At 52.7% G+C, this 20231-nt stretch carries 19 protein-coding genes; 2 read left to right on the top strand and 17 right to left on the bottom strand.

Features of this window, described 5'->3' with window-relative positions; genetic code table 11:
* Positions 1 to 100: 100 nt before the first annotated feature.
* The 5 genes from miaB to I2H39_RS12945 all read right to left on the bottom strand — a co-directional run bounded on the left by miaB (position 101) and on the right by I2H39_RS12945 (position 5042).
* Positions 101 to 1585 carry a tRNA (N6-isopentenyl adenosine(37)-C2)-methylthiotransferase MiaB gene (gene miaB, locus I2H39_RS12965; RefSeq protein ID WP_347563810.1) on the bottom strand — a complete coding sequence of 495 codons (1485 nt, stop codon included), beginning with the start codon at positions 1583 to 1585 and terminating at the stop codon, positions 101 to 103.
* Positions 1586 to 1820: 235 nt separating this feature from the next.
* Positions 1821 to 3566 carry a putative basic amino acid antiporter YfcC gene (gene yfcC / locus I2H39_RS12960; RefSeq protein ID WP_195626640.1) on the bottom strand — a complete coding sequence of 582 codons (1746 nt, stop codon included), beginning with the start codon at positions 3564 to 3566 and terminating at the stop codon, positions 1821 to 1823.
* A 188-nt stretch (positions 3567 to 3754) separates the two neighbouring features.
* Positions 3755 to 4210 (bottom strand): DUF6773 family protein, encoded by a 456-nt coding sequence (locus I2H39_RS12955; protein WP_138307438.1) that lies wholly within the window; start codon positions 4208 to 4210, stop codon positions 3755 to 3757.
* 59 nt (positions 4211 to 4269) lie between these two features.
* On the bottom strand, positions 4270 to 4470 hold the full coding sequence (locus tag I2H39_RS12950) for a helix-turn-helix transcriptional regulator (RefSeq protein WP_138307440.1): 201 nt from the start codon (positions 4468 to 4470) through the stop codon (positions 4270 to 4272).
* A 197-nt stretch (positions 4471 to 4667) separates the two neighbouring features.
* A complete protein-coding gene (locus I2H39_RS12945) occupies positions 4668 to 5042 on the bottom strand; it encodes an AraC family transcriptional regulator (RefSeq protein ID WP_138307442.1) in 375 nt (124 codons plus the stop codon).
* A gap of 176 nt (positions 5043 to 5218) precedes the next feature.
* Here I2H39_RS12945 and I2H39_RS12940 point away from each other — a divergent pair, with 176 nt between their 5' ends.
* On the top strand, positions 5219 to 6133 hold the full coding sequence (locus I2H39_RS12940) for an AraC family transcriptional regulator (RefSeq protein ID WP_195626639.1): 915 nt from the start codon (positions 5219 to 5221) through the stop codon (positions 6131 to 6133).
* On the opposite strand, the gene I2H39_RS12935 is transcribed toward I2H39_RS12940, so the two are convergent.
* The 3 genes from I2H39_RS12935 to I2H39_RS12925 all read right to left on the bottom strand — a co-directional run bounded on the left by I2H39_RS12935 (position 6117) and on the right by I2H39_RS12925 (position 8423).
* Positions 6117 to 7379, bottom strand: coding sequence for a DNA polymerase IV (locus I2H39_RS12935; RefSeq protein ID WP_195626638.1), 1263 nt, complete (start codon positions 7377 to 7379; stop codon positions 6117 to 6119). The two genes, I2H39_RS12940 and I2H39_RS12935, sit on opposite strands and share 17 nt — an antisense overlap.
* Positions 7376 to 7645 (bottom strand): hypothetical protein, encoded by a 270-nt coding sequence (locus tag I2H39_RS12930; RefSeq protein WP_138307448.1) that lies wholly within the window; start codon positions 7643 to 7645, stop codon positions 7376 to 7378. The genes I2H39_RS12935 and I2H39_RS12930 overlap by 4 nt, the downstream gene beginning before the upstream one ends.
* A 124-nt stretch (positions 7646 to 7769) precedes the next feature.
* The gene (locus I2H39_RS12925; RefSeq protein WP_138307450.1) at positions 7770 to 8423 is read right to left on the bottom strand and encodes a Crp/Fnr family transcriptional regulator; all 654 of its coding nucleotides are present in this window, start codon (positions 8421 to 8423) and stop codon (positions 7770 to 7772) included.
* A gap of 126 nt (positions 8424 to 8549) precedes the next feature.
* Here I2H39_RS12925 and hcp point away from each other — a divergent pair, with 126 nt between their 5' ends.
* Positions 8550 to 10145, top strand: a complete 1596-nt coding sequence (hcp, locus tag I2H39_RS12920; RefSeq protein ID WP_138307452.1) for a hydroxylamine reductase — start codon at positions 8550 to 8552, stop codon at positions 10143 to 10145.
* Between the two features lie 119 nt (positions 10146 to 10264).
* On the opposite strand, the gene yaaA is transcribed toward hcp, so the two are convergent.
* From yaaA to saoL, 9 genes are all read right to left on the bottom strand, one after another.
* Positions 10265 to 11050 (bottom strand): peroxide stress protein YaaA, encoded by a 786-nt coding sequence (yaaA, locus tag I2H39_RS12915; protein ID WP_195626637.1) that lies wholly within the window; start codon positions 11048 to 11050, stop codon positions 10265 to 10267.
* Between the two features lie 8 nt (positions 11051 to 11058).
* The gene (gene lepB, locus I2H39_RS12910) at positions 11059 to 11721 is read right to left on the bottom strand and encodes a signal peptidase I (protein ID WP_138307456.1); all 663 of its coding nucleotides are present in this window, start codon (positions 11719 to 11721) and stop codon (positions 11059 to 11061) included.
* Positions 11721 to 12962, bottom strand: coding sequence for a glutamate-5-semialdehyde dehydrogenase (locus I2H39_RS12905; RefSeq protein ID WP_138307530.1), 1242 nt, complete (start codon positions 12960 to 12962; stop codon positions 11721 to 11723). Before I2H39_RS12905 ends, lepB begins: the two co-directional genes overlap by 1 nt.
* A 23-nt stretch (positions 12963 to 12985) precedes the next feature.
* Positions 12986 to 13207 (bottom strand): DUF896 domain-containing protein, encoded by a 222-nt coding sequence (locus I2H39_RS12900; protein ID WP_138307457.1) that lies wholly within the window; start codon positions 13205 to 13207, stop codon positions 12986 to 12988.
* Positions 13208 to 13253: 46 nt separating this feature from the next.
* A complete protein-coding gene (gene proB / locus I2H39_RS12895; RefSeq protein WP_138307459.1) occupies positions 13254 to 14117 on the bottom strand; it encodes a glutamate 5-kinase in 864 nt (287 codons plus the stop codon).
* A 110-nt stretch (positions 14118 to 14227) separates the two neighbouring features.
* The gene (locus I2H39_RS12890) at positions 14228 to 15919 is read right to left on the bottom strand and encodes an FAD-dependent protein (RefSeq protein ID WP_138307461.1); all 1692 of its coding nucleotides are present in this window, start codon (positions 15917 to 15919) and stop codon (positions 14228 to 14230) included.
* The gene (locus I2H39_RS12885; RefSeq protein ID WP_195626636.1) at positions 15916 to 17250 is read right to left on the bottom strand and encodes an NAD(P)/FAD-dependent oxidoreductase; all 1335 of its coding nucleotides are present in this window, start codon (positions 17248 to 17250) and stop codon (positions 15916 to 15918) included. Before I2H39_RS12885 ends, I2H39_RS12890 begins: the two co-directional genes overlap by 4 nt.
* Before the next feature lie 238 nt (positions 17251 to 17488).
* Positions 17489 to 19570 carry a molybdopterin-dependent oxidoreductase gene (locus I2H39_RS12880; RefSeq protein WP_227146292.1) on the bottom strand — a complete coding sequence of 694 codons (2082 nt, stop codon included), beginning with the start codon at positions 19568 to 19570 and terminating at the stop codon, positions 17489 to 17491.
* Positions 19571 to 19587: 17 nt separating this feature from the next.
* Entirely contained in the window at positions 19588 to 20217 is a 630-nt protein-coding gene (saoL, locus tag I2H39_RS12875; RefSeq protein ID WP_264469614.1) for a MerB-like organometallic lyase SaoL, read from the bottom strand.
* Positions 20218 to 20231: the final 14 nt, after the last annotated feature.

Raw genomic sequence — 20231 nt, 5'->3', positions numbered from 1 at the left:
AAATCTATCAAAATGCTGACCTCTCTTCTCTAGTATGCTTGGTTTTTCTTGATTTATCTTATTTGGTTTTAATCTGACTGGTTTTGGACGGCTGTGCCTGCTAATTCTCCTTATCAGCCACATGCCCCATGTAATAAAACCCTCTGCTCTCCTGCAAATACACCGGCACCAGCTTTCCAATCATGGATGCATCCCCCGGGAAGTGAACCACTGTGTTGTTGGACAGGCGGCCGGTCATAAGGCCCGGGGTGTGGCTGTTGACCTCTTCCACCAGAACCTCCTGGACGGTTTCTGCATCCCGCCCGCAGACCTCTGCCGAAATATCCTGTACTTCCTTTAAAAGGCGGTCAAACCGTTCCTTCACAACCGCCTCCGGCACCTGGTCCTCCATGGCTGCCGCCGGCGTGCCGGTGCGCTTGGAATAGATGAATGTAAATGCGCTGTCAAACCGCACCTTTCTCACCACATCCATGGTCTCCTCAAAATCCTCATCCGTCTCGCCCGGAAACCCTACAATGATGTCTGTTGTCAGTGAGATGCCCGGCACTGCCTTCTTAATCCGCTCTGCCAAATCCAGATACTGCTCCTTGGTATAGCGGCGGTTCATGACCTTCAGTATCCGGCTGCTGCCGGACTGGAGAGGCAGGTGCAGGTGGCGGCAGATTTTTTTGGACCTGGCCATGACCTCTATAAGTTCGTCGGATAAATCTTTTGGATGGGATGTCATAAAACGGATTCGCTCAATTCCGTCTATTTTTTCCACTTCCTCCAAAAGCCGGGCAAAGGTCATGGGATGGTCCAGGTTCTTTCCATAGGAATTTACATTTTGGCCAAGGAGCATGATTTCCACCACTCCGTCCGCTGCCAGCTTCTGTATTTCCTTTATAATTTCTTCCGGCCTGCGGCTGCGCTCCCGCCCCCTTACATAGGGTACGATGCAGTAACTGCAGAAATTATTGCAGCCAAACATGATGTTGACTCCGGATTTGAAGGGGAACTTGCGCTCCACCGGCAAATCCTCCACAATCTGGTCCGTATCCTTCCAGACATCCACCACCATCTTCGGTTTCCCCTGCTTTTGTCCGTCCCCGGTCCGCCGCTCCAGGCACTGGGATACCAGCTCAGCCAGCTTAAATATGTTATGGGTTCCGAAGATTAAATCCACGTAGCGGTAGCTCTTCCTGATTTTAGCCACCACTTCCTCCTCCTGCATCATACAGCCGCACAGGGCAATCATCATGTCAGGATGTTTCTTCTTATAGGCCCCCAGCTGTCCCAGCCGGCCGTAAACCCGCAGGTTGGCATTTTCCCGCACCGTACAGGTGTTGTAGAGCACAAAATCCGCTTCCTCTGATTCCACGGCCCTGTAGCCGATGGTTTCCAGAATTCCCAAAAGCTTTTCCGAATCCCTGGCATTCATCTGGCATCCGAAGGTGTTGATGCAGCAGGTAAGGGGGCGTCCCAGTCTGGCGGAGCATTCAGCCAGCTGTCTCCTGGCCCGCTCCATGAAGTACTGCTGCCGCTCTGGCTCCGCGGCAGGCGGTCCCTGGTTTATGGTTGTCTCTGCATTTTCTATGTTGTCCATGGTATCTCTGGATTCTTCCATTTATCTGCTCCTTAGCTTCTATTTAAGTATTTCCGTCTTTCCCGAAACGCATAGCAGGCCGGGCCTTTTGCACGGTCCAGCCAATCATGATTAACAGTATGAATTTTACTTTAAAATGGCCGGGAAGTCAACCAAGTATTGGAGCAGGGGCAGAAAATGCCCTGCTCCAACTATTTTGCCCCGCAGCCGGTGGTTCAAACCAACTGCCAAGCCCTTACTGCAGGTTAATGGCTATGGCAACAGCAATGGCCGCGGTTCCCATAAGGAAGAAAAACGCCTGCATCTTAATCTGGAATTTTGCCCATTTTCCCCAGTCAATCCTGGCAACGCCCAGGACCCCAATCAGACTGGCGGAAACAGGTGTGAACGCATCCACAAATCCGGCGCCCATCTGGAATGCCAGCACAGCCACCTGGCGTGTGACGCCTACCAGGTCCGCAAGAGGCGCCATGATGGGCATGGTCAGGGCTGCCTGTCCTGAGTTGGAGGTTACAATCAGATTAAAGCAGCTCTGGAACAGGTACATGAACAGTGCGCCGATAAATGAGGGCACTCCTGCCAGTGCATTTCCAATGGTGTACAAAATCGTATTCAGCGTGGAAGCCACATTTGCATCGGAACCGCCCAGCACCAGAAGGATTCCTTTGGCCATACCCACAACCACCGCGGTTCCCGCCAGGTCGGCCACGCCGCTCTGGAAGGCAGAGGCCATTCCGTTAACCGTCATGTCATTGAGCTTAAAAATAACTGCGGTCACACCGGCCGCAAATCCCATCACAAAGAACTGGGAGGCGATTTCCGGGATATAATAGCCTTCACTGGTAACTCCCCAGATAATCCAAATCAGGACTGCCAGCATCTCCAGAAGAATCAGCTTATGGCCCAGGTTAAACTCCCTTTCCTCCTCTGATACGCTGGTCATCCTTCCCCTGAAATAGGCGTCGCTCTCATATACCACGGAGTGGGCGGGATTCTTACGTACCTTTTCAGCGTAAATCATCATATATCCTGCAGAAAGCAGAGTGACAATCACCCACATGACCAGACGGAAGCCTGCGCCGGACAGAACCGGTATTCCGGCTATTCCCTGGGCCACTGCAACGGAAAAGGGGCTCATCCATGAAACCGCGTTGCCCACCTGGGACGCCACATAAGTAACAGTAATGGCCACAATGGAGTCATAGCCCAGCGCAATTACAAAGGGCACCATAATCATAGAAAAGGGAATGCACTCCTCCGCCATTCCAAAGGTGGCGCCTCCCAGTGAAAACAGGATGAATAACAGCGGCAGGGCCAGGCGTTCCAATCCCTTTGTCTTCTTGATAAAGGCGTAAATGCCTGCATCAATGGCCCCTGTTTTCATAATGATGCCAAAGGAGCCTCCCACCACCAGAATCAATGCGCAGATTCCGACTGCTGAGCCGGAACGGTCCCCTGTCACCAGGCCCTCAAACACATAGTTCAGGAAGCCGAATCCCCCAAAATCCTCTGTGCCCCATATCTTCGCCGTCTTATGGAGCTTCTGGCTGGTATCATAGATGGATTCGCCGTACTGTCCGTACAGCACGTCATCTGTCAGCCCCAGTTCATCCAGGTCCTCCTGGGTCCACTCAGACGAATCCGTGTCAAGAAATGCATCCAGCTCACCCGGGTCAACACCCAGGGATTCCATCAATGCTTCATCCCCGCTCATGGCTGTCAGGTCATTCTTCACCGCTTCCTGGTCCAGACGATAGCTGTAGCGGAATGTGTCCGCCATAAGCACGGTCTTTGTCTTGACCGCACCGTTGGAATCCGTATATTCCACCTTGTGGGTACTGAATTTTCCTGCCGGAATCAAAAATGTCAGCATCCAGCATACGAATATGGCAGCAAATATAATGGCGTACGTATGGGGCGTCTTCATCTTTGTATAATCCCGCTTCGGGGCGCCGGCCTTCTTTTTGTTGTTAAATGGCATGGTTTGTCTCTCTCCTTATGATAGAAATATTAAGGCCGCCAGGTATGCGGCCTGTCAGACATGCCATTTCATTTTACCCTAATACCTGAAATTTAACAATACAAATTTCGGGTTATTTCGATTTCAGTCTTTGGATTTTTATGAGGATTCCGACGGTTCTTCCGTCACCCCCTCCCCAGTTTCTCTCCTTACTCCTCCCCTTCATCCTCGTATTCCCGTTCCAGCCTGTCTGCCCTTTTCTTTTCAATCCTTACTATCGCCACTTTTGTGAGCAGGAATACCGCAGCAAAGATCAGCACCCCCGGAACCATCTCGTTGGCATCCAGGTTTTCCTGTCTTGTACTGCGCCAGAAAAACAGGATGAAAACCAGGGCGCCCACTGTAACGGAAACAAGATTGCGTCTGACACGCTGTTTCCGGCCGCTGTTTTCCGGCTGGTACAGGCTGAATTTCAGCTGCCTTGCCCTTACATACTGATACAGGGGAGCCAGAATCAATACGACATATTCCACCACGCAGTCCCGTATTCCTTTCCCCAGCAGCAGGACCTTCACTGCAAAGGCCGCCGCCACAAATACATACATAATCATTGCCATCTCACTTAATATTTTATTTCTTACCTGTGTCATTCGTTCATCCATCATATCAGGATTCTCCTTTCGTTTCCTCCGGTTTCCGTTCCCTCCGGTTTTCATATTTCCTGTTACTCCTCCCAGAACAGTTCATCCAGTGTCTTGTGAAGCACCCTGCAGATTGCCAGGCAAAGATTCAGCGTCGGGTTGTACTTCCCCGCCTCTATCATTCCAATGGTCTGGCGGGTTACGCCTACCAGCTCCGCCAGTTCCTCCTGGGATAAATCCATGCCTGCCCTGGCTGCTTTCATTTTCAGGTTCTTCCCTGCCATTCCATTCCTCCTCTCAGGACCTCTATCCTCTTCCTTATTTAACGTTCTATATTGCATATTATAATTTATATCTTCCTGAATGTAAAGTATATATTGCATTTTGTTTATTACATTTTCCTTAAGGCATGTCCCAGTGGCGGAAGCTGTAAATCCCGTTTTTCAGAGCCAGGGCAGCCCATGCAGGTTTCCTCCTGTCATCAGCAGGAAACCTGCATGGGCGCTGCCGGTATCCTGGGCATTTCCTTGTACTTCTTAGGCGGCATCCCCACCACCTTCTTAAATGCCCGCGAAAAATAATACTGATTGTCATATCCCAGATGCTGGGCCACCTGATATATATGCAGGTCCGTGCTGCTGAGAAGATAGCAGGCCTGCTCCATTTTCATGTTAATGTAATAGTCCATGGGAGCACACTGGACGCATTCCTTAAAGACTGCATTGAGATAGCTCTCTGACAATCCCGCTTCCCTTGCAATCCGGGTCAGTGTCAGATTCTCCTGCAGATGCTCCCTCATATAGGCAGTCACGCGATTCAGATATTGATTCTTTGCTGTCCTGCATCTTCTCTCCAAAGCAATCTCCTCTTTTCTTCATTTTGTATTTCTTCTGATTCCTATTATAAAAAAACAGAGGGATTTATCCTTGAAAATCATGCGCAGAAAAGGGAATATATTGAGTTTTTTATGTAAAAATGTTATAATTCATGGAATATAACCAGACAATATTGAGATTAAAGGAGTCCAATGCCATGACATCTAAAATCCGGATTATCACCAACGAGCATCAGGAAGAGCTGAAGGAACACGGCACCTATGAATTTCCTGTCCTTGTCAGCGATGAGGCCCTGTCCAGATTCTATACCGGTTCCTTCCAATGGCACTGGCACACGGAAATTGAGCTCACCCTGTTCACAGAGGGAACCATGGTATATCAAATCAATGACCGGATATTCCGCCCCAGGGCCGGCCAGGCTCTCTTTGGCAATTCCAATACCATGCACACCGGCCGCATGGAGGACGGACATGACTGCAAATACATTTCCATCACCTTCCATCCCAGGCTGCTGTACGGCTATCAGGGAAGCCGGATTGCCAGCCGGTATACGCAGCCCCTGATGGAAAGCGCTGCTCTTCCTGCTGTCTGCTTCGACCTGTCGGAGGAATGGCACAGGGAAGTTATCAGGCTTCTGGAGGATATCATACGCATCGACGGCCTCCGCTACCACACCTATGAAATGGATATACAGATGGACCTGTGCTGTTTCTGGAAGCTTTTATACCTGCACTGTCTCCCTGTTCAGGAACCGGCCCATTCAGCCGGCATGAAAAACCAGGAACGGATTCGCCAGATGCTCTCCTTCATCCATGAAAACTATCAGTCTGACATCACCCTGGACGATATTTCCCGGCACATCCATATCTGCAAGAGCGAGTGCTGCCGGGTCTTTAAGGGTTACATGAAGGAATCTCTCTTTGAATACCTCCTAAAATACCGCATTGAAAAGAGCATCCCCGATGTGCTGGAAGGAAGGCTGACCATGACCGAGACAGCGCTCAGGGCCGGCTTCACCGACCCCAACTATTTCTCCAAGGTCTTTCATAAAATAAAGGGCTGCTCTCCCAGAACCTACCGGAAGAACCGTTCCGCTACACCGCTTTCGTAACTCCGGTCCGTTTCACCTTGTCGATGCCGCCTGACATGTGGGAAATCTGGTTTCCCATGAAAACAGCCCTCTGTACACAGTCCTCCCCATACCGTTTCCTAATCTCGTCCACGGCCGTGTCCAGCCTGGAGTATTTATCATGGAGTCCCTTATCAAAGAGCTGATACTGGTAATGGCCTTTGGGGCTGACCTTTCCTGTATGGACTCCTATCTGGCGGATGGGGGAATGATTCCACAGGCTGTCAAACAGGCTGCAGGCAGCTTCGTAGATTTCCAGGGTGGTGTCTGTAGCGGAAATCAGGGTAGTCTGCCTGGAACTGTGGAAAAACTCCCGGTCCGTGATGGAAATGCCCACGCAGGCAGCCTCCATGCCGTCAGCCCTGAGCCTGGCGCATACAGTCTCCGTAAGGGACAGGATGACCTGTCCGGCTGTCTCCCGGTCCGTCACATCGCAGGGCGTGGTCATGGAATTGCCGTATCCTTTATTCCGGGGAAGCTCCCTCAGGAAAGGGGACACATCCCTTCCGTTGGCATAATTCCAGATAAACTCTCCCTGCTTTTTAAGATGTCTTTTTAACAGCTCCAAATCCGCGGCAGCCAGCTCCCCTATGGTCCTTATTCCCAGGGCGCCCAGCTTTCTCACTGTGGCAGGCCCTGCCCAGAACAGCCGGCTTACAGGCAATGGCCACATCTTTCTCTCTATCTCCCCGGTAAACAGAGTGTGGACCTGGTCCGGCTTTTGGAACTCAGAGGCCATCTTGGCCAGCATTTTATTGTCCGACACACCGATGTTCACGGTAAAGCCCAGCTCCCGGTAAATCTCTTCCTTCAGCTGATGGGCAAACGCTGTGTGTGTTCCCCACAGCCCCCTTGTCCCCTCCACCTGGCAGAACGCCTCATCAATGCTGTACTGGTGGACATAGGGTGAGTACTTCCTGAGCAGCTCCACAAGTGCTCTGGAGCAGCTCACATACAGGCTGTAATCCGGAGGCAGGATTACAAGTCCCGGACATTTGCACCTGGCCTCCGCCAGTGTCTCCCCTGTCCTGATTCCATACCGTTTGGCGGGGCCGGATTTGGCCAGCACGATGCCGTGCCGGTCTGCCTCGCTTCCTCCGATGACAGAGGGAATGCCCCGCAGGTCCAAATCCTCTCCCAGGATGCAGACCCGGTAGGCTGCCGTCCAGCTCAGATAGGCGCTGTTCACATCCACATGGTACCATACCTGCTCTCCTGTACTGCTCATGACAGGGTCCTGAAAAATGACCACTTATGGGTGGATATACGGTATCTCAGCTCTATAAGGCGCCTCTGTCCCTCTGCCACGGCCCAGCACACAAAGCTGATATGCTCCATGCCGCAGTACTTTTCCTCCCTGGAAGAGACAATGCTCTCAATCTTCACTGTAATGATTCCGTGCTCCCCATTCTCATACCGGAACCAGAGGGGCGTCATATCCCCCAATGTACTGCAGGCGCCAAACATCTGTATGGGTATATTTAAAGCCGCCACTGCTTTCACCTCCTGATTCCAATATATCAGAACATACGTTCTGTTTCAAGTGGGAATTGTTGGTTACTGCCTGCAGGCTGCGGCTGGTGTGATTTGATTGGAAACTTAAGCAGGCTGCTATTCCTTATTGAATCGTGAAACGGTTCTTCTCATAAGAAATCACACCGTCCTTCTGCATCCTGGACAGCTCCGCCGACAGCGCGCTCCTGTCCACAGACAGATAGTCCGCCATCTGCTGGCGGTTAAAGGGCACTGTTATGGTGCGGCTTTCCTGTTTCACGGATTCCTGGGACAGGTACACCATAACCCTCTCCCGCAGGGACTTGGGCGTAATGATATCCATTTTTTTCGTGAGCATCAGGTTCTTCCCGGCCAGTACATACATCAGGCTCCTTATCAAACGGTTGTGGAAATCGCAACTGGAGGAGCAGGTTGTCAGAATGCGGTTCACGTCCATAAACAGGATTCCGGAGCGTTCCGACGCCTGCACATCCACCATCAGGGGTTCTCCCTTAAGGCATGCATAAGTCTCCCCGAATATCTGGCCCTTTCCTATATTCTCGATGATTTTCCTGTTTCCCCACACATCGTCCTTAATAATATTTACAGCCCCTTCCATCACCACCCCAAGACGGCCTGTCACATCGCCTGCCCTGTATATATAGGCATCCTTGCCATAGGTCCGTTCTTCCGCTGAAAGGCATGTGAGCATGGCCTCTATCTCCTCCTCCTTAATTCCATGAAACAGCTTTGTTCCTGCCAACAGATGAATATCCATATTTTTCTCCTTTAACGTTGTTTCAACAACTTACTTGTTGTCAAAATTATATTATACTTCATCCATACCGTCAAGGGCAGGCAGGACATGCCGCCCATTCACGCATATTTAAGAGGAGGATACAGAATGGAACACAATATGTTTTGTTTTCAATGTGAACAGACCGCGGGATGCAGCGGATGTATGGGAAAGGCAGGCGTGTGCGGCAAAACAGCTGCCACTGCCGGGATTCAGGACCAGCTCACAGGAGCCCTCATCGGCCTTGCCAGGGCCGCGGAGGGGAAAGAACACAACCGGGAAGCAGACCGCCTTATTGTAAAAGGACTGTTTGCCACCCTTACCAACGTAAGCTTTGATGACAATGCCCTGAATGAACTTCTGGAGGAAGCCGGACGCTTAAAGGATTCCCTGTCCCCTCTGTGCAGCTCCTGCACATCAGAATGCGGCAAGACAGAAGATTTTGACCTGAACCGGCTCTGGACCGGTAACGAGGATATCCGCTCCCTCAAATCCCTCATTCTTTTCGGCATGAGAGGAATGGCAGCCTATGCGTATCATGCCATGGTGCTGGGCCATGAGGACAGAAGGGTCATGGACTATTTCTATAAAGGACTGTTTGCCGTCGGATATGACAGCTATACAATCCAGGACCTTCTGCCCCTTGTCATGGAACTGGGCGCCGTGAATCTGGACTGCATGGCGCTGCTTGACAAGGCCAACCGCCGGGCCTTCGGCATCCCTGCACCGGCGCAGGTAAGCCTTACCGTGGAAAAAGGTCCCTTCATCGTTATCTCCGGCCATGACCTTCACGATTTAAAGCTTTTACTGGAACAGACCCAGGGCAAGGGCATCCGCATATATACCCACGGTGAAATGCTGCCCGCCCACGCCTACCCTGAGCTCAGAAAATACGGACACCTGAAAGGCAACTTCGGAACCGCATGGCAGAACCAGCAAACGGAATTTGCAGACCTTCCGGCCCCTGTGCTCTTTACCACCAACTGCCTGATGCCGCCCAGGCCGTCTTACTCCGACCGGGTATTCACCACTGCCGTGGTATCCTATCCGGGCATGGTCCATATTGACGACCGCAAGGACTTCTCTCCGGTCATCGAAAAGGCCCTGGAACTGGGCGGATACAAGGAGGATACCACCATACCCGGAATCAACGGCGGTACCAGCGTTACCACCGGCTTTGGCAGGGAGGCTGTTCTGGCTGCCGCAGGCACTGTGGCGGAAGCTGTGAATCAGAAGGCGCTGCGCCATATCTTCCTGGTAGGCGGCTGCGACGGAGCCCGTCCAGGCAGGAATTACTACACGGACTTTGTAAAGCAGACGCCTGAGGATACGCTGGTACTGACCCTGGCCTGCGGCAAATACCGTTTTAATGACCTGGAGCTTGGAACCCTGGCCGGCCTTCCCCGCCTTCTGGACATGGGCCAGTGTAACGATGCCTTTGGCGCCATCCAGGTGGCCGTGGCCCTGTCAGAGGCGTTCGGCTGCTCAGTCAACGACCTGCCCCTTACCCTGGTGCTGTCCTGGTATGAGCAGAAGGCTGTCTGTATCCTTTTAAGCCTGCTGCATCTTGGCATTAAGAACATTTACCTGGGCCCCACCCTTCCGGCCTTCCTCTCGCCGGCCATACTGGATTATCTGGTGGAACAGTTTGATATCCGCCCCATCTCCACTCCTGGGAAGGACCTGGCCGCGATGTTGGCCTGACATCCCGGCAGTGAGACAGGAATCTCACTGTGCAGAGAAAAGAGGACCTGTACGCCGCAGCCGGCATACAGGTCCCTGTCCCATTGTTCTCTCAATTTTATTGTTTCCCAACGTTCCGCTTACTCTTCTTTTCTTTCATTTTTCCCATGTTTGACAAATACATATTCCCTGTCCCCGGATTTCTCCCGGCTGTAGCAATACCCCAGCCGGTCAAAATCCTTAAGGCCTTCCGCGTCCCGGATGTCCCGTTCTGCCATGAACCGGACCATTTCCCCTCTGGCCATCTTGGCCTCGGTGGCTTTCACCTTTACCCCGGCACCGCCCTTTCCATCCTCAGAAAGGGTGCCGAACACACAGGTCACATACTCAATATGGGATTCCAGATACGGCTCCACCGCCCTGCTGTATTCCCTGGAAGCCAGATTCACAATCAGCGTCTCATCTGCGGCCAGCTCCCGGTAAATGGAACTTCCCCAATAGTCATAAAGGCTCCTGATACCTGAAGGCAGTTCCACCTTTGCCTGCATCTCCAGGCGGTACGGCACAATACCGTCCAAGGGCCTAAGGATGCCGTAAAACCCGGACAGGATACGCAGATGCTCCTGCACATAGTCCCACTGTCCCTGCTCAAACACACCCGGCGCCATGTACTGGTACTGGATTCCCTCATAGGACAAAAGGGCCGGTGTCAGGCGCCGTTCCAGGTCCATATCCTTAAAACGGCCGTAGTTAAGCCGGGCTATGGTTTCATTGCACTTCCACAGCTGTCTGGCCCGGTCCAAATCCAGATTCTGTATGTATTTCTTCAGTTCTTCTGCCTTTGAAAGGAAACAGGGAAGATTCGCCCATTCCAGCTCGTCTTCCCTGATATTCATTTTTTTGGCAGGCGATATAATTATCTTCATCCTGTCCCTTACTCCACTTTTTCTATCCTTGGAAAATACGTAAACAGCACCTTGGCTATAATCTTGTCCTTCTCCACAAACTGGTTCTTCCAGAACCGGGCATCCAGGGAATTATTCCTGTTGTCCCCCATCATGAAATAGCACCCTTCCGGCACTGTATAGGGACCATAGGAGCCTTCCATTGGTTCGGGAAGATAGGGCTCGTCCAGCGGGGTGTCGGAATCATCGATATAGACTTTTCCGTCCACCACGTTCACGGTCTCGCCCGGAAGCCCTATGACACGCTTCACGTAGTAGATTTTTCCCGTCGGGTCGTCCGGAAAATGGAAAATCACCACATCACCCCTCTCAGGGTCGCTGGCCAGGTAGGACAGCCTGGAGCCGATAACGCGGCTCTTGGACATAATGGTGTTCTCCATGGAGCCGGTTGGAACACGGCTGTTGGCTATGATAAAGTTGTTAAGGACCAGGGCGATGATAACCGCTGCCACGATAATCTGTATCCAGCTGATAATCTCCTTTTTCCAGCTGAAGGGTTCTTCCTCCTGCTGTTTTCTGCTCCCTTTCTTCCTGCTTTCCTCTTCGGGCATATATATTTCCTCTTTTCCTGCATTCTGTCTGACGGAGCCGGGAACACATGTAAAATGGCCCGGCTCCTCTGTCGCTGTCATCAGCGAATCTGGCCATCCCCGTAAATAATGTATTTGGTGGTGGTCAGTTCCTTAAGGCCCATGGGGCCTCTGGCATGAAGCTTCTGGGTGCTGATGCCGATTTCCGCTCCGAAACCGAATTCCTCACCGTCCGTGAAGCGGGTGGAGGCGTTGACATAGACAGCCGCGGCGTCCACCTCGTTTAAAAACTTCTGGGCATTGAAATAATCAGAGGTCACGATTGTTTCCGAGTGGCCTGTATTGTAGGTATTGATATGGCGGACAGCCTCATCCACAGAGTCCACCAGCTTTAAGGACAGGATATAATCCAGGTATTCCCTTCCCCAGTCCTCCTGGGTGGCCCGGACAAAGGCCGGCTCAATGGCGCAGGCATCCTCGTCTCCCCGAATCTCCACCTGCTTTTCCTCCAGCTTCTTTCTGAGAAGGGGAAGGAATTCCTCTGCAATGCTTCTGTGCACCAGCAGGGATTCGCATGCATTGCACACGCCGATTCTCTGGGTCTTGGCATTGAAAATAATGTCCAGGGCCATATTCTGGTCCGCGGAAGCGTCCACATACACATGGCAGTTGCCTGTGCCTGTCTCTATAACCGGGATGGTGCTGTTTTCCACCACGGTCTTTATGAGTCCTGCTCCTCCCCTGGGGATGAGCACATCGATATACCGGTTTAAACGCATCAGTTCCCTGGTGGTGTCCCTGCTGGTATCCTCAATCAGCTGGACCGAGTCCTCCGGCAGGCCCGCGCTTGAGAGTCCTGCACGCAGGCACCGGGTAATGGCCATATTGGAGTGGAGGGCGTCGCTTCCGCCCTTTAAGATAACTGCATTGCCTGATTTGAAACAAAGGCCGAATGCGTCTGCCGTCACATTGGGACGGGCCTCATAAATCATACCGATGACCCCCAGAGGCACACGCTTCTGCCCTATCTGAAGCCCGTTGGGGCGAAGCTTCATGGACAGCACTTCTCCTACAGGGTCATCCAGGGAGGCCACCTGCAGCAGGCCGTCTGCCATGGCCTGAACCCTGGCCGGCGTCAGCTTAAGGCGGTCCAGCAGTCCCTGGCTCATGCCGTCGGATTTGGCCTTGTCGTAATCCCGGAAATTGGCCTCAAGTATTTCCTCCTCGCCTTCCAGCAAGGCCCTGGCCGCTTCCTCCAGTCCCATATTCTTCTCCCTGGAGCCCAGGGTACCCAGTACACGCGATACTTCTTTGGCACGGCTGCCTATTTCATTCAATGTCATCATAATCTCCCCTTCACAATGCATCAGACTTCCTTGATTCCGCCATGTTTCTTTCCCAAATCCGTGATGGAGCCGTCCGGCTCCTTGATGGATATGTTATTCAGGTTATTGCGGAGACTTCCACGAATGGCTGCCACATACTCCTGGCGCAGCCGGGCCTGTTCTTCCTTCTCCTGGTCCGTCAGTCCCACTGCCTGGGACTTGTGATACAGTTCATTGATACGGTCAATCCTTGACGCGTCCATACATTCACCTCTTTCAGGGTCCTGGCACCCGGCCGGGTGCAGACTGCTAGTATTCATTGTTCAGATAATGCATCAAATCAAAATCCAGATTGGTGTGGGCCAGGAACAGGGTTCCCTTTTCCTTGCCTGACATAATGTCCAGTATGACATCCACCTGGTCTCCGTTGGCAATGACCATATCGGCTCCGCTGTCCGTGGCAATCCGGGCCGCTGCCAGCTTGGCTGACATTCCTCCGGTACCCACATCGCTGCCTGACGTATCCTTGCCCATGCGTAAAAATTCAGGCGTGATTTCAGGCACCAGGCTAATGAATCCGGCCTCCGGGTTCTCTCTGGGGTCATCTGTATAAAGGCCGTCTATGTCGGATAACAGGATGAGCAGGTCTGCTCCGATAAGGGCCGCCACAATGGCCGACAGCCGGTCATTGTCGCCAAAGCTGTCCACATACGGAATCTCCGAGGTGGACACCGTATCGTTTTCATTGACAATGGGTATGGTTCCCAGATTCAGCAGCTCGTCAAAGGTGTTCTGGGCATTGTACCTGGAAGAATCATTGACCATGGTATCCTTTGTGAGAAGAACCTGGGCCGCTGTCTGGTTGTATTCCGCAAAAAGCTTCTGGTAAATCATCATGAGCCTGGCCTGGCCCACAGCTGCAAACGCCTGCTTCTCAGCCAGGGAACCCGGCTTCCTGTGATGGCCCAGGGCCTGCCGCCCTGCCGCAATAGCTCCGGAGGACACCAGGACCACGTCCTTTCCCTGTCCCCTCAGGTCGCTGATGACCCGCACCAGCTTCTCTATCTTCATCAGGTTCACTTCCCCTGTCTGTACATGGGTAAGGGAAGATGAGCCAATCTTAATCACAATCCTCTGCTTCTCTGCAAGATTCTGACGTTCCTGGGTTTCCATGATATACTCCTTTATCTCTTCAAACGATTCCTGTTTATCTTACACCAATTTAAAGGTCACGTCAATTTCTATGTTGCAAATCTTCCTCTTCCCCTTCCGTTAAAAGTAGCTCAGACAGCCGAAGGGAAGGGGCTGTACCTGCGTATGATTTCCTCTGCTGTCTTGATTCCGTCCATGGCCGCTGAGGTGATTCCCCCGGCATAGCCTGCGCCCTCCCCGCAGGGAAAGATTCCCTTTACAGGGCTTTCCATCTTTTCATCCCTGGGAATGCGGACCGGGGATGAGGTGCGGCTTTCAATGCCGGCTAAGATGGCATCCGGCCGGTTGAACCCCCTAATCATGGTTCCAAATCCTTCCATGCCTTCCATGAAAGCCCTGGACAATGGTTCCGGGAATAGCTCCCTGAGGTTGGCAAAGGCATATCCGCCCTTAAAGGCCGGATTCACATCTCCAAAGTCCCCGGAAACCTGGCCCGCCTTAAAATCCCCGTAGAGCTGTACCGGTATGTTTCCTTTACCCAGGCGGAAGGCAGCCTCCTCCAGACGCCTCTGGAACCTGATGCCTGACATGGCATCTCCCGGCATCCCGCGTACCTGCTCCGCCTCACAGCCCTTCTCCCCTCCGGGCCCTGTCTCCATCCGGCTGAAATCCTCCGGCGTGACAGTGACAATAATGGCACTGTTGGCGTTTTCCCCTGCCCTGTCATGGTAGCTCATGCCGTTGACAGCCAGACGGCCTGTCTCAGAGGATGCATTGACCACGTAGCCTCCGGGACACATGCAGAAGGAGTAAACGCCCCTTCCGTCCGGAGCCTTCCAGGTGAGCTTGTAGCTGGCAGGACCCAATTCCCTGCATTCCTCCATGCCGTACTGGCTCTCATTTATCAGCGTCTGGGGATGCTGCACCCTGAGTCCCACTGCAAATGCCTTTGGCTCCATGGGAACGCCCCTGGCCAGCAGGGTTTCAAAGGTATCCCTGGCGCTGTGTCCGATGGCCAGAACCACTGTCTCCGTCTCAATGACCTGGCTGCCGTTGATTACAAGGGCCTCTATCCGCCTGTTTTCTCCAGCCTCCCTGTCTGTCACGAAATCCGTGACCTGGCTCAGAAAGCGGACCTCTCCTCCCAGGTTTTCAATCTCCCTGCGTATGGCTTTGACAATGCGGCTTAATACGTCGGTTCCAATGTGGGGCTTATTCACATAAAGGATAGACGGGTCCCCGCCGAACTCTGCCAATATGCGCAGTACTTCCCGGTTTCTTCCAAAGGTATCCTTTACCAGGGTGTTAAGCTTTCCATCGGAAAATGTCCCTGCCCCGCCCTCCCCGAACTGTACATTGGAGGACGGGTCCAGCTGCCCTGTTTCCCAGAAACGGGCCACCCGCTCCGTCCGCGCGTCCACATCCTCTCCCCGTTCCAGAAGAATGGGCCTGTACCCTTTTCTGGCCAGCATAAGACCGCAGAACAGCCCCGCAGGTCCGGTGCCGATGATAACCGGCCGGCCGGCCATGGGCTCTGTACCCGGCTCAGGAAGGCGGTAAGGCGTCTCCTGATGGACCGTTACATTACGGTCCTTCAGCCTGCGCACCAGCTTTTCTTCCTTCTGCTGTCCGGCCTGCCTGATTCCTATGTCCACCACATAACTGTACCGTATATCCGGCTTTTTTCTGGCATCCACAGACTGCTTGATAATGGCAAGCTTCTCTATCTCCCCTGCCGGAACATGCAGCATTCTGGCAGCCTTATCCAAAAGGCCTGCCCTGTCGTGTCCCAGGGGCATCTTTAACTGATTAATACGAATCATTTCCTGTTCCTCTTTCCGTTTGCTGCATGTATCCCTGCCGTCATACCGCTGGACCAGGCAAACTGCAGGTTGTATCCGCCGCAGATTCCGTCCACATCCAGAAGTTCTCCTGCCAGATACAGATTATCGTGAAGTCTGGATTCCATGGTGGATGCATCTACCTCCCTGGTATCCACGCCGCCGCAGCACACCTGGGCATTGGCAAAGGGATTCACCGACATGACAATGGCTTCATAGGTCTTTATCTGTTCCAGAAGCAGTTTCAGCTGTCTGGAAGACAATTCCCCTGCTTTCCGGGAGGATTGAATGCCTGCCAGCTTAATGAGCACCAGAGCCAGTTTCTTGTTCAGCAGGCCTGTAAACAGTTCCTCCGCCGTCTTGTGGCCCAGAAGGGCTGCCCGCTTTTTAAGCAGCCCAAAAGCCTCGCCGTCATCCCAGGACGGCATAAAGTCCACCAAAGCAGTGACCTTTTTTCCCTGGTCCAGGGCCCTGGCCGCAAAGCGGCTGACCTGGAATACCGGGATGCCGGACAGGCCGTAGTCTGTCAGCTGCAGTTCCCCCCTGTCCTGGGCCAGCAGTTCATTGGCCGCCATAAGCTTTACCCTGGCATCCGTACGGATACCCGCCATCTGCCTGTACATATTTCCCTGGCACCGCAGCTGCACCAGGGCGGGAAGCGGCTTGATTACCCGGTGCCCCAGCATCTTTGCCAGCTCATATCCGCTTCCGTCCGAGCCGGTGGACGGGGCCGCCTTGGAGCCGGCCGCCAGGATGACCGCATCTGCATCCAATACGCCCTGGTCCGTGTACACTTTGTAGCGGACCCTGCCGCCGGCTGGCTGGTTGGAATCCTCCTCCACCTTTACTGATTTTTTGGCTTTATTTTTGAATTCTCCGCCCACTTTTCCATCTTTATTCCCATCAACCGGCACTATCTTCTCCACATTACAAGAAAGCAGCACCACCACGCCCAGGCGCTCCACCTCACAGCGGAGCACGTCCAGCACTGCGGATGCCTGGTCCGAATTGGGATAGATATATCCGTTCCTGTCCTTTGGCTCTATTCCAAGACCTTTGAAAAATGCCAGGGTCTTGTCCACCCCAAAGCCCCGGATGACCTCCATGGGAAACCCCTCCTGGCCGCAGCGGTAACAGTCCGCCTCCATCCTAAGGTTGGTCAGGTTGCACCTGCCGTTGCCTGTGGACAGGATTTTCTTTCCCACACGGTCCATGTGTTCCACAATAGTCACGTCAGCCCCGCTGCCGGCCGCGCCAATGGCAGCAACCAGTCCTGAGGCCCCGCCTCCTATGATGACGATTCGTCTTCTCATGATTTATCCAAAGCTCCTTATCCTGCTCTTAAGTTTACACCCCATTTTATATGTTTTTCCGTGACATTTCAACTGTTTCCTGTTATTTACGGCGCCTATTTACAGGATTGGACCGCATACAATCCTGGATTCTGCAAAAAGGACCGGATTCCCAACGTGGAAATCCAGTCCCTCTGATTTATATCCGGCCTTTTGCTGTTTACGTTTCACTCTGTCCGTGCAGACGCCGCGCCATCTGTCAATCCTGAATCCGGGATTTGCTGATTCTGCACGGAATGGCCTTAAAAGCAGGAAAACCGGATACCTCATCCCTGATTTTCATGCTGTTTACATCATTGATATTGCCCTCTCTCCACTCCTTTGAATGATAGCTGCTTCCGCCCCCCGAAAACACATGGATTGTCCCCGGATGCATGGGCGTGATTCTGGCCCGGAACCGCTTTGTACCAAAGGCAGTCTCCACATCCACTTTGCATCCGTCTTCTATACCCATGCGTCCGGCGTCCGAAGGGTCAATATCTGCTGTTGGATATGGGTCAAGGACTGCCAGCGCCTCTATATTGGGGCCAAAGGAACTGTATCTGACCGGACTTCTGTTACCGCATGTCATGACAAACTCAAATCCGTCTTTTAATCCCGCCACCCCGCTTATATCCTTATAAACAGGATATCCCGTATACCCCATATCTTCCAATAGCGTGGACGATATCTCAAACTTGCCGGAGGGGGTGGGGAATCCCTTCCCGCCGTCGGCCCTGAGTTCACCTGTCTCATATTTCCTGTAGGTCCGCTTCTTTTCAAGTACAATGCCCTCGGGATGCTCTTTCAGCCGCTTAAAAAGGGCTTCCCTGCCTTTAAAGGCCCGTTCATAGAGCTCTTCCTTATTCTTCGGGAATGCATCCGGCCTGCCCATATATTCCGCCAGCTGCTGGTAAATGAACACATCCGCCTTTGCTTCCCCTACAGGCCCGATTATCTGTTCCCTCAGACGTATGCCGCCCGGATATTCGCAGAATGAATCATTTTCCCACAGCGTGGTGGCGGGCAATACCACATCCGCATACCTTGCATCCTCAGTCATAAAGCGGTCCAGGACCACCATGAAATCCAGTTTCCTGTATACCTGGCGCCACAGCTCCTGTTCCGGGTAGGAAATGGCAGGAGATGCCGCCCGGATTAAAAGTCCTCTGACCGGATACGGCTCACCGTGAAGCACTGCATTGGGGAATTCCATGAACTGGCCGCATCCGGTCAGGGCATAGAATACCGGGTATTTATCCGCCCCAACAGGCATGATTTCCTGCTTTGGCGCCGGTTTTACAGTGGGAATTGCGGACCCGTTAATATAGATACCGCCCTCCACATCCACCTTGCCTGTTATGGCCCACAGAATCTGGATGGCGCGGTTATTCTGCACTCCGCTGAGCTGATATTCCAGCCCGGTATATGAAACAAGGCTTATCTTCTCCGTTGAGACAAACAGCCGGGTAAGCTCCTCTATGGTCTGAACCGGTATTCCGCAGTACTTTGAAAGCCGGCCAACGGACAGGGTATCCAGGTACGCTTTATAAGCTTCAAATCCTCTGGTATAATTCTTTACAAACCCTTCGTCGTACAGATGTCTCTCCAGTATCAGCTTTGTCATGGCCATTGCAAGGGCCCCGTCGGCTCCTGGGATGATTGGCACCCATATATCAGCCATTTCTCCCATCCCTGCCTTGCAGGGGTCTATGACAACCAGTTTCGCACCCCGTTTCTTTGCATCCGCAATGGCCCGGTAGGCGGACAGCGGACCGGAATCCGTCTTTGGGTTTTTACCCCAGCAAAAAATGATTTCACTGTGCCCGATATCTTTTACCAGCATGGCCTCTGTGACGCCATAGGTGGTCAGGGGCGTGAACACGCAGGAGGAGGTATTGCAGATGGAGCCCGGCCCCATATCGTTGGGCGAGCCGAACACCCGGAACAGACCAGCATTTGCACACATACTGTCTTCCAGCCCGCTCCCGCCGTAATAGCTGGCCAGTGCCTCAGGCCCATGTTCCCTGATTATATCCAGAAACCCCCTGGCCGCATATGTAAGGGCCTCATCCCATGTGGCGCGGCGGAAGGTTCCTTCTCCTTTTTCCCCGCACCGAATCAGAGGATGCAGTATCCTTTTATGGCTGTACACAATTTCCGGCGATTTCTTCCCACGGGGACAGACCCGTCCCCTGGGGGATTGGGAATCCGCCTCCACCTTTACAAGCTTTCCGGATTCCAGGGTTGCCACTATATCACATTTATTGTGGCACATCCCGCATACACCTCTTTTTTCCATCCCAGTCACACCCCTTTTTATACAAGGAACGTCTCCCTTGCTTCCTTTACTGCAAGGCTGATATCTGCTTTGATTACCTTTTCCATATCAAGCCCCATATCATGTGCATATTCGTCAAACTCGTTCTCCGTACAGAAGAAATTCATGGCGTTTCAGCACGAACCTGCCCAGTTGGTTATCTCCTCCAGACAGAAGGAGAGCGCATATAAGCCTTCAGGCCGATGTTTTGCGCACTCCCCGTTTTTCATTTCCACATACACATCATTTCCGCATACACAGCAGGATGAATGAATCTGCGTATCCTCATGAAACGTAAACGTGGCTCCAATGGCATCTATGGCGCACATGGCCGAGAATTCCCTGCCATCGGCAAGTGTGACGCGGTGCGCAGTGGGCAGTGCGGATACCGGATAAATGAAGTTGATGTTCCCCTCCTCATCCGCGGAAAAACCATCCCTGGAGTGAAGGACATCCAAAATGTCCTCAAATTCATCCTTGCCGGAAAGGCTTATTCCCTTTAGTGCCTCATACCCGTCCTGTTTCATGTGAAAGGGCCTCTTATTATCAATTATGAAGTTCATGATGGCAATACGTACCTCATTCTGCTTTTCATTAAACTTTGCCTGAACATTCTGTCCCAAATCCATACATCCTCTCTTGT

It is taken from the genome of Clostridium sp. 1001283B150225_161107_B6 (assembly GCF_015556325.1).
Taxonomy (GTDB): domain Bacteria; phylum Bacillota; class Clostridia; order Lachnospirales; family Lachnospiraceae; genus Enterocloster.
This window is presented reverse-complemented; position numbering and strand designations above follow the sequence as displayed.